The sequence below is a fragment of the Paenarthrobacter sp. NEAU-H11 genome (assembly GCF_050573415.1).
In the GTDB taxonomy this organism is placed as follows: Bacteria; Actinomycetota; Actinomycetes; order Actinomycetales; family Micrococcaceae; genus Arthrobacter.
The window spans coordinates 1-4,056 of sequence record NZ_JBNZGA010000035.1; the positions used below are offsets into that span (position 1 = coordinate 1).

Annotated in this window: 3 protein-coding genes; all 3 read left to right on the forward strand. The window is 59.4% G+C overall.

Annotated elements, in window-relative coordinates:
- Positions 1-136: 136 nt before the first annotated feature.
- Positions 137-970: a hypothetical protein gene (locus ACQ3DC_RS21030; protein WP_430752655.1), complete on the forward strand. Its 834-nt coding sequence runs from the start codon at positions 137-139 to the stop codon at positions 968-970.
- Between the two features lie 152 nt (positions 971-1,122).
- Positions 1,123-2,595, forward strand: coding sequence for an APC family permease (locus ACQ3DC_RS21035; protein WP_430753130.1), 1,473 nt, complete (start codon positions 1,123-1,125; stop codon positions 2,593-2,595).
- Between the two features lie 403 nt (positions 2,596-2,998).
- Complete coding sequence (locus ACQ3DC_RS21040) at positions 2,999-4,027, forward strand: hypothetical protein (protein WP_430753086.1); 1,029 nt, start codon at positions 2,999-3,001, stop codon at positions 4,025-4,027.
- Positions 4,028-4,056 lie beyond the last annotated feature (29 nt).

Below are 4,056 nucleotides of genomic sequence, written 5' to 3' on the forward strand. Positions count from 1 at the left end.
GTAAGTCCGGCTCGGGGTACAACGATCCCTCCCGGCTCCCGGTCACTGTTCGGATCACGTCTAGAACTGACCGGACACATCCCCATCACCGTATTCATTTCTGCCGTTGGAGGCTGATCGCAGGATGCACACTGCCATGCTTAAGCTCGACCACTTCAGTGTCGAAGCAGACGGGGCCTCGAGCACCGTCACCGAAATTCTGCCTGAGTGGCACAAACACCAGCGCTTTGGGATTGTCATCCAGGAGCCCATGGGTCACGTCGGGGCCGGATTGTTGAGCCAAGCTGCCATCGCGGCGTTTTTCGAGGATCTGTTCAAGAACTCATGGGCCGACGTGCCAGTCCCGAACGAGGACCTGCCCGGTCCTTCCCAGTACCCCGGCACGTATCCGGAGATCTACGCGTTCCACGTCGGTCGTCGCCACGGCACGCTCAGCCCCGCTGACTTTGTGCCGAATTATAAGGAAGTCCTGGTCGAGGCCGATCCGATGCGGGTGCTGCAGGAAATTAATGGTCGTGGCATCACCATCCTCGCCGTCCCCGAGGGGGAGGAGAGGACTCACAAGTTCTTCTGGCCCGAACACCGGGCTTTCCTTTGGCGGACCGAGTGTGTGCTCAGCTACAGCGCCAGCGGGCGGGTGGCAGACCCGGACATTTCCATCACGTCGCTGCACGACGAGCCCGAGGCCAATGTGGACCGCCTGCTTGACCCAATGGAAAGCGCCGCGCCGTTTCGTGTAATCAACCCCGAGCGGACCAAAGTAGAGGCAGAGGGCGTGGTGTTCGAGGGGGACACCCTCGACGACCTCCTGCGCTGGACGGCCGATATTGACATGCGCCACCACGACGTCACGGAAGAAGAGCGCGCTGCGGCGGCCGCCGCCAGAAACGCAATCCGGGTCAACGGGCGATCCACCGAGACCTACCGCCGCCGCGATGCAAACTACGCCCTCAGACGACTCGTGCGCTAACAACACCCTCGGACGCTTCCGTCGTACGCCCGACTTTTGAAAAAATGGTGTCGAGGTCCACTGCACCAATGTAACCGCGACACCACGCCGACAAACCCCAATGAAACGTCGTCCCGCACGGCGTGATAACTCCTCAAGCAAAGGACGCCGAAATGACCTCCATAGCCGACCCTCCCCACGAACCGAACCCTAGTGTCATTGACCATGCGTCACCGGAGCGGGAGCGTCTTCGGGGAAACCTAGGCCCAACTTCGTTGCTGTTGATGATCCTCGCCTACAATGCACCGATCGCGGGCGCAGTCGGCTACATCTCCATCACCATTGGATACGGGAATGGCCTGGGTGCGCCCCTGATGTATGGTTTGGCCGCGGTGATGCTTGGTACTTTCGCGGCAGGTTTCATGAAGATGGCTAGATACGTTAAAGAGCCTGGTGGATTCTATTCATACATCACGGCGGGGCTTGGTCGGGCGGTAGGTCTCGGTGGGGCGGCTGTTGCTGCTCTTGCCTATTTCCTTATGCTCGCGGGGCAAGCGCCGTACATTGGCCTCTCAGCAACCCAAATGGTCGAAGTAACCCTGGGCGGACCGTCGATCCACTGGCTTGTGTACGCGTTTGGGACAGTCCTCCTAGTCGGAGTTCTGGGATATTTCCACCTGGACGTCTCGGCCAAAGTGCTCGGCGCCTTACTGGTGCTAGAAATCCTTGTCGTGGCCGCTTATGACGTGGTTGTCGTCGCCAAGGGCGGAGCGACGGGTCTGACCGGGAGCTTCATGGATCCAGGCAACATCTTTTCCGGCTCCATAGGGCTCGGGCTCCTCTTCGCGGCTCTCGCTTTCGCCGGCTTCGAGGCCACCGTCGTTTTTCGTGACGAAGTCCGTCACCCGGAGCGCACGATCCCACTGGCCACGTACGGTTTTATTGCCTTTGTTGCCGTTGTCTACGGGTTTACCGCCTGGGCCATCATCCAGGCCCTCGGCTCCGATCAAGCTGTGGCAGCCACAGCGGAAAACCCCACGGGAGCTGTCCTTGGAACTTTCAGCACGTTCCTCGGAAGGTTTGGAGCCGATGTCGCCACCGTTCTTCTGAACACGAGCATCTTCGCGGCCATGCTGACGTTGCACAACATCTTGACCCGCTATATCTTCAAGCTCTCCGGAGACGGCGTCTTCCCTCGGAGTATTGCTAAAACCCACCCTCGCCACGGCTCGCCCCATCGTGCGTCGATGTGGGTGAGTTGTGCCACCATGGCTGCCGTGTTTGTATCTGCCATAGCGGGCGCCGACATCTCAGTCTTGTATGCCCAGATTAGCGGCATCGGCGCATATGCGCTGTTCCTCCTCATCACTGTCACCAGTGTCGCGGTGATCGTGTACCTCAACCGGAACCGCGGACAGGGGCTATCCGTGTGGTCTCGCCTCATCGCACCCTTGATCGCCTTCGGGGGATTGCTAACCCTGATGATTCTGGCCACGTTGAATATCAACCTACTGCTGGGCGTGTCCCAGGAATTGGGCCTGTGGATCTGCGTTGGGGTGTTCCTGTTGTGGCTGCTCGGAGCGTTTTACGCCCTTCGTCTCAAGATTCATCGTCCCGAGGTGTACCGCACCATCGGACGGCAGTGAACTGAATTCTGGATCTGGCTGCCCACTCAAAGCCTGGTGCCAGCACATTTGAAATGGATAAGTCTCGACAGAAAGGCCGTGTTGTGTGCCTTTCCCATCCCGAGGTTCGTGCAGCCTCGAGCACGGCATGGTAAACCAGGGATTTTTCCTTTACTCAAACTTTGTTAGCAAGCGCTTATTATCGTATGGTTGCTTGATGATCTGAAGCGTTTCCTGGGACGTCGTCGTCGCCTGGCATTGGGAGATCTTTGATGAGGACGGGCGGTGGCGGCAGTGGCTTGGCGGCGTTCGTCTGGAGCCGCTCGGCCGAGACCACAGGCGGCGCGAGGCGAACTATGCGCTACGAAGGCGTGTGTCATGACTCGACACCTATCTATTCTGTGGCGCTATGAGAGGAAGAAGCATGCAGGAACAACAGACACCGGTTGCCCAAGGTGCGTCCGCGGCTGCGGTGAGCACCGACTTTATCCGCACCTCGCGGAAGTGGATTCGCAAACGCATTGAGCAGCTCGACCCGTACGTCGATTACCAGGAGATTTGGGCTCTCAGCTACATCTATAACGTCACGGACTTCGATCTTCACTGGCAGTACACGGTGGACAATTCGCATCTGGGCATGACCACGTGGGGTGCGGACGCGGCATATCGCGACGGTACCGGCGCGATGATCGTCCAAGCCGAACAACGGACGACCAACACCAACGATCACATGCTGCTGTGGGCCGAGCACGGCCCGGACTCGCCCGTGACGAAGCAGGCGATCGATATCGTTAACAAGCAACATGTGAAATGGGCGAAGCACTACAAGGGATCCTTTTCGCACTCGGAAGACTACATATTCCTGTTCTCCGCTGCGGCGACCGCCGAGCACACTCTTAAGCGCAGCCTCGGGCTGCCCGGGTGGTCAGAGAAGCAGAAGATCGCCGCACACCGCTTCTGGTGCGGAATTGCCGAGCTGTTCACGGTGGAGAGCGGCGAGGTTTTAACCGACGTCGAGCCGATGCCGAAGACCTTCGAGGAGTGCGCGGCCTATGCCCAGGCATATTCTGAGCGCCCCTGGCCGGAGAATCCGATCGGCGCGCCGTTCACAGAGGAGCTGATCAAGCAATTTCTTGAAGCCTGGTTCCCGCAGCAAGCCCTGCGACCGTTCGGACGGGCGCTCATCACTACCTTCTTCGCGCCTTCGCTCTTCCGCATCTACGGGATGAAGCAGCCGCACTGGGCGCTGCAGTCGCTCGCACGGGGGTTTGTGAGAGCGAGATTCATCTACCGCGACTACATCCGCGCCGATGAGAAGGAGCCAATCACCGAGCGGCATCGCCGCCTCGTGGCCAAAGGCAGGGCTACAGCCAGCCGCATCGACACCACGGTCCACCGGGCCGTGGGAAAGCAAAACCCGGGCGGCGGATGCCCGCATGCACGGATCAACTAAGCGACCAAAGAAAAAGGAAATTGCAATGC

Excerpts from the sequence above, each read along its gene's own strand:
- ACQ3DC_RS21030 (WP_430752655.1), top strand. The coding sequence starts at position 137 with ATGCTTAAGCTCGACCACTTCAGTGTCGAAGCAGACGGGGCCTCGAGC.
- ACQ3DC_RS21035 (WP_430753130.1), top strand. The coding sequence starts at position 1,123 with ATGACCTCCATAGCCGACCCTCCCCACGAACCGAACCCTAGTGTCATT.
- ACQ3DC_RS21040 (WP_430753086.1), top strand. The coding sequence starts at position 2,999 with ATGCAGGAACAACAGACACCGGTTGCCCAAGGTGCGTCCGCGGCTGCG.